Source organism: Devosia insulae DS-56 (assembly GCF_000970465.2).
Taxonomy (GTDB): domain Bacteria; phylum Pseudomonadota; class Alphaproteobacteria; order Rhizobiales; family Devosiaceae; genus Devosia_A; species Devosia_A insulae.
Genome location: NZ_LAJE02000128.1, coordinates 1 through 5096, shown reverse-complemented (window position 1 = coordinate 5096; position 5096 = coordinate 1). Strand labels below are relative to the sequence as shown.

6 protein-coding genes are annotated in these 5096 nt (G+C 65.5%); 3 read left to right on the top strand and 3 right to left on the bottom strand.

The features are described 5' to 3' along the window. Positions 1–26: 26 nt before the first annotated feature. On the bottom strand, positions 27–125 hold the full coding sequence (locus VW23_RS29725) for a demethoxyubiquinone hydroxylase family protein (RefSeq protein ID WP_342029917.1): 99 nt from the start codon (positions 123–125) through the stop codon (positions 27–29). Positions 126–199: 74 nt separating this feature from the next. Between VW23_RS29725 and VW23_RS08155 the strand changes: the two genes are divergently transcribed. Further along, positions 200–847, top strand: a complete 648-nt coding sequence (locus VW23_RS08155; protein ID WP_055874818.1) for a LysE family translocator — start codon at positions 200–202, stop codon at positions 845–847. Further along, positions 844–1695 (top strand): 23S rRNA (adenine(2030)-N(6))-methyltransferase RlmJ, encoded by an 852-nt coding sequence (locus VW23_RS08150; protein WP_069909081.1) that lies wholly within the window; start codon positions 844–846, stop codon positions 1693–1695. The genes VW23_RS08155 and VW23_RS08150 overlap by 4 nt, the downstream gene beginning before the upstream one ends. A 249-nt stretch (positions 1696–1944) precedes the next feature. Here VW23_RS08150 and VW23_RS08145 read toward each other — a convergent pair whose 3' ends face one another. Then, positions 1945–2364 carry a GNAT family N-acetyltransferase gene (locus tag VW23_RS08145; protein WP_069909080.1) on the bottom strand — a complete coding sequence of 140 codons (420 nt, stop codon included), beginning with the start codon at positions 2362–2364 and terminating at the stop codon, positions 1945–1947. Positions 2365–2522: 158 nt separating this feature from the next. Here VW23_RS08145 and VW23_RS08140 point away from each other — a divergent pair, with 158 nt between their 5' ends. Further along, positions 2523–3704, top strand: coding sequence for an MFS transporter (locus tag VW23_RS08140; RefSeq protein WP_069909079.1), 1182 nt, complete (start codon positions 2523–2525; stop codon positions 3702–3704). Between the two features lie 28 nt (positions 3705–3732). Here VW23_RS08140 and rlmN read toward each other — a convergent pair whose 3' ends face one another. Then, a complete protein-coding gene (rlmN, locus tag VW23_RS08135; protein ID WP_069909082.1) occupies positions 3733–4959 on the bottom strand; it encodes a dual-specificity RNA methyltransferase RlmN in 1227 nt (408 codons plus the stop codon). Positions 4960–5096 lie beyond the last annotated feature (137 nt).

Sequence of the window (5096 nt, the reverse complement as noted above, 5' to 3'; positions counted from 1 at the left end):
TGCCATATCGGGCCCGGGCGTGATCATCAGGTGTAGATGCGGATGGCCCCGAACTCGCCGGCATGATTGACCTTCAGAATGCGCCTGACGGTCAGCGCAGCCGATCGCGGTTCCCAAAACGCCATGCCCCTCAGCCCACCCCCCGTTGGCCGCAACCTCGGGAGATGATAGGCAACAGCCAACCTCGTTGGAAAGCGCCATGCCAAGTTTCGTCCCCGATCTGCCGGTGCTGCTCGGCTTTGCCGTCGCCACGTTCGTCCTGATGATCACGCCCGGGCCCGATATGGCGCTGCAGATGAGCCGCGCCATCAACTATGGCCGGGCGCATGGGCTGGCCGCGATGTTCGGGGCGATGACCGGTATCATGGTGCATACGACGCTGGTGGCGTTCGGCATTTCGGTGCTGATCCTTGCCGCGCCGCCGCTGTTCATGGCGCTGAAGATTGCCGGCGCCGTCTACCTGATCTGGTTGGCCTGGCAGGCGATCGCCCATGGCGGCGGGCTGCGGCTCACCGAGGCGGCAAAGAAGGTGCCGACGCTGTGGCAGAGCTTTGCCACCGGGCTCGGCATCAACCTGCTCAACCCCAAGGTGGTGCTGTTCTTCGTGACCTTCCTGCCGCAGTTCGTCGAGGCGCATGACCCGGCCGCGGCGGGGAAGCTGTTGTTTCTCGGGGCGCAGTTCGTGGTGCTGTCGATCCCGCTCGGCTTCCTGATCGTTTTCGCCGCCGAAAAGCTGGCCGACGCCTTCAAGCGCAGCAAATGGGTGGAGCGGGCGCTGAACTGGAGCTTTGCCGCGATCTTTACCGCCTTCGCCGCGACCATCCTTACCGCACAGGCCCGACATTGAACTATTCCCACGCCTTCCACGCCGGAAATTTCGCCGATGTGATGAAGCATCTCATCGTCACCCGGCTGGTCGAGTACCTGAAAAAGAAGGACGCGGCGTTCCGGGTGATCGATACGCATGCCGGGATCGGTCGATATGATCTCACCGGCGCCATCGCCAAGCGCTCGCCGGAATGGGCCGAGGGGATCGGCAAGCTGCTGCAGGGCGGGCTACCGCAGAAGGCGCAGGTGCTGGCCGAGCCCTATCTCAAGGTGATCGCCGAGCTGAACCCCAACGACAAGCTGGAGACCTATCCGGGCTCGCCGCTCTTGGTCCGAAAACTGTTCCGGCCGCAGGATCGGCTGTCGGCGCTGGAGCTGCACCCCGAATATGCCGAGCGGCTGGGCAAGCTGTTCGAAGGCGACGTGCAGGTGCGGGTGATCCATCTCGATGGCTGGCTGTCGCTCAACGCCCATGTGCCGCCCAAGGAGAAGCGCGGCCTGGTGTTGGTCGATCCGCCGTTCGAGGAGCGCGGCGAGTTCGAGCGGCTGGTCGATGGGCTGGTAAAGGCGCACGGCAAGTTCGCCACCGGGGTTTATGCGCTGTGGTATCCGCTGAAGGACACCCGCGCCGTGCACGATTTCATCTCGGCGCTGCGCGATACCGGCATCCAGAGGATGCTCAGGGCCGAGCTCAGCATCCGTCCGGCTTCCAACCCGCCGCGGCTGCATGGCTCGGGGATGATCCTCGTCAACCCGCCCTTCACGCTCGAGGGCGAGTTGCGCATCCTGCTGCCGGCGCTGGCGCAGCTGCTGGGCGACCCCGGCCAGGGCCGGCACAAGCTCGAATGGCTGCGCGGGGAAGAGTGAGGGTGCCCGAAGGGCGGATGAGGGGTCCGCGAAACGAAGTGTAGCGCGGCCGGAGCGAAGCGACGGGCGATGTGTACGCGGAGAGAACCCCTCATCCGGCCTTCGGCCACCTCGCGGCGAGGGCTTTGCCCTCGTCCGCTGACCACAAGGGGAGAAGGCCACCCAACCCCTGTCCGTGCTCCATATGCGATTGCGCTGCGCTTGCGGGGGAGGGAGGCGACGACTGCAAGGTCCCGTCGGACTGCCGTCCTATAGCTCGAACTCGTAATAGACCATCTTCTCGCCCTTGCCGCCCACCTTGACGTAGAGGCCATTGGCTTCGAGGTTGTCGAGCTCGGTGCCGAGCCAGGCTTCGCGGCAGCCGAGTTCGCGGCCCCAGGCGAACATCGCTTCGACCATGCGGGTGGCGATGCCCTGGCGCAGATGGGTCGAGGCGGTGCCGACCTCGTCGATATAGAGCTCGGTGACCTTATCGGGGTGCCGGTGGATGACGGCGGCGCATTGGCCGACCACCACGCCATTGTCGAAGGCGAGCAGCATCAGGTGGCCGGGCTCCAGCAGGTAGGCTTCGAGCCGCTCGGGATGGATCGGTTCGTCGAACACGTCGGGCGCCACCTCGGCGAAATCGAGCTCGTCGCCGGGTTGCATGCGTCGGATCTGGATGGGCATGGCTGGTCTCCGATGAAAGGAGGCGTCACCAGCAGAAGCCGGATCAGACGTGCCGAAGGGCACCGCGCCGTGGTTGCCGCGCCGGGGCGGGCCAGCTAGGTGTAACACCCCGCCGTCTTGCCCTTCAACTCACGCCGGTGGCGTGACGAGGTTCCGCCGTGTCGCTGAGTTCCAGCCTTGCGCTGTTCAAGGTGCCGTCGTTCACGCCCGCACTGCTGGCGATCCTCTGCTCGGTGCTCGCCGAAGCGGTCGGGTTCAGCTACATGGCACTGCTGGCGGTCGAAAAGATCGGCATGAGCCCGCTGGAGCTCAGCGCCTTCCTGACGCTGTCGGCGATCTCGGGCATTGCGGTGACCACGGTCTTCGGGCACCTGCACGACCGGCGGCCGGTGCTCTGGCCGCTGTTGGTTTCACTGGGCGCCAAGGTCGTCGCGTTCGGGTTGTGCGCCGTGCTGACCCAGAGCTGGATGCTGATCGCCGTGGCCGTTGCGCTGTTCGGGCCGAGCTCGGCCTCGTTCGCGCTGATGTTCGCGATGGCCAAGGGCTATCTCGACCGGGTCGGCGGCGAGACAGTGTCGCGCGGCATGGCGAGCCTCAGGGTCGCCTCGTCGCTGAGCTGGGCGATCGGGCCGGCGCTCGGTGCGGCACTGGTGGCAGGGTGGAGCTTTACCGGCGTCTATGTCGGCGCGGCGCTCCTGTCTGCGCTGGCTCTGGTGGTGGTGTTCGCGAGCCGGATCAAGGTGGTCCCCGCAGCGACCGAGGAGCGGCAGAAGATCACGCTCGGCGTGGTGCTGGCCGCGGCGCCCGCAGTTATCGCCATGACGGCGTTTCACACCTCGATGTTCATGGGCTCGAACGCCATGTCGATCGTGGTGGCGCGGGAGCTCGGTACCGAAACCGATGTGGGACTGCTGTTCAGCCTGTGCGCGGCAGTCGAGGTGGTGGTGATGGGGCTGTTCGTCATCCGCCCGATGCGCCGGGCCAGCGTTGGGCTGCTGGCCTTCGGTTTCCTGCTGTTTGCCGGCTACTTCATCATGGCGATCGTCTGGCCGACCCTGCTGTCGCTCTATCTGGGGCAGATCCTGCGCGCTGCGGGAATCGGGATCCTCAGCGTCGTCGGAATGGCTTACGTGCAGGAATTGCTGCCCGGCCGGGCCGGCGTCGCGTCGGCACTGTTCGGCAACACCATGAGCGCCGGCGGCCTGTTATCCGGACTGGGGACCGGCCTGTTCGCCGAAGCCTTTGGCTACTGGTCGATCTTTTCGGTCTGCACGGGCCTCTGCCTCGCCGGTGCGGCAGTGCTCTTCGTGCCGGCGGGGCGACGCATAGAGGCCGCCTGAACGCGGTGGAACCAGGCGAGCTTGTGCCTTATGCGGTGAGCGCGTCGCGCTCTTTCTTGGTCAGCCGCTCGGTCTCGCTCTTCAGCTGCCCGCAGGCAGCGAAGATGTCGCGGCCGCGCGGGGTGCGGACGGGGCTCGCATAGCCGGCATTGTTGACGATGTCGGCGAAGCGCTCGATGCGCGACGAGCTCGAGCAATCGTAGTTGGTGCCGGGCCAGGGGTTGAACGGGATCAGGTTGATCTTGGCCGGAATGCCGGCGAGCAGCCGCACCAGTTCGCGCGCGTCGGCGTCGGAATCGTTGATGTCCTTGAGCATCACATATTCGAAGGTGATGCGGCGGGCATTGCTGAGACCAGGGTAATCGCGGCAGGCCTGGATCAGCTCCTTGAGCGGATACTTCTTGTTGATCGGCACCAGCATGTCGCGCAGTTCGTCGCGCACCGCGTGCAGCGAGATCGCCAGCATGACGCCGATCTCACGGCCAGTCGGCTCGATGTAGGGCACGACGCCCGAGGTCGAGAGGGTAATGCGGCGCTTCGACAGCGAGATACCGGCTTCGTCGGAGGCGATCAGCAGCGCCTGCTTGACGTTGTCGTAATTGTAGAGCGGTTCGCCCATGCCCATCATCACCACATTGGTGATGGCGCGGCTGTCGCCTTCCGAACCGCCCGAGCCGCGCGGCGCCGGCACCAGGCCACCGTCATTGGGGCGCGCGCCGCCGGGGAAATCACCGAGCCGCTCGCGCGCCATCAGGATCTGCCCGAGGATCTCGCCGGCGGTGAGGTTGCGCACCAGCTTCTGCGTGCCGGTGTGGCAGAACGAGCAAGTGAGCGTGCAGCCCACCTGGGACGAGACGCAGAGCGTGCCGCGGTCTTCCTCGGGGATGTAGACGGTCTCGACCTCGACCGGCGGCAGCAGCGGGTTCTTGGGATCGCGGAAGCGGAACAGCCACTTGCGGGTGCCATCGATCGAAATCTGTTCGGTGACGATCTCGGGGCGGTCGAGCAGGAAGGTGTCGGCGAGCTTCTGCCGGAACCCCTTCTGGATGTTGGTCATCCGGTCGAAATCGGTGACGCCGTTGTGGTAGATCCAGTTCCATAGCTGGCTGGCGCGCATTTTCGCTTCGCGCTCGTCGAGGCCGATGCCCATCAGCGTGTCGCGCAGCTCGGATTTCATCAGGCCGACCAGCGACGTCCGCCCGGATTTCGGGCGGTCGGCATGGGCGTGATGATCGAGGTCGAGGGCGATACTCATGGTGCGGGCGGCTCTCTCAGCGTGCGCATGTTTGGTGGTCGCGCGGTCGAACCAGAAAAGTCTCACAACTTTTCCTGACCACGCTTCTTAGGGCGCGGCCTGTAACATAGTAGCAGAGTTTGCGCAAAACACGGGGG

Excerpts from the sequence above, each read along its gene's own strand:
- VW23_RS29725 (WP_342029917.1), bottom strand. The coding sequence starts at position 125 with ATGGCGTTTTGGGAACCGCGATCGGCTGCGCTGACCGTCAGGCGCATT.
- VW23_RS08155 (WP_055874818.1), top strand. The coding sequence starts at position 200 with ATGCCAAGTTTCGTCCCCGATCTGCCGGTGCTGCTCGGCTTTGCCGTC.
- VW23_RS08145 (WP_069909080.1), bottom strand. The coding sequence starts at position 2,364 with ATGCCCATCCAGATCCGACGCATGCAACCCGGCGACGAGCTCGATTTC.
- rlmN (WP_069909082.1), bottom strand. The coding sequence starts at position 4,959 with ATGAGTATCGCCCTCGACCTCGATCATCACGCCCATGCCGACCGCCCG.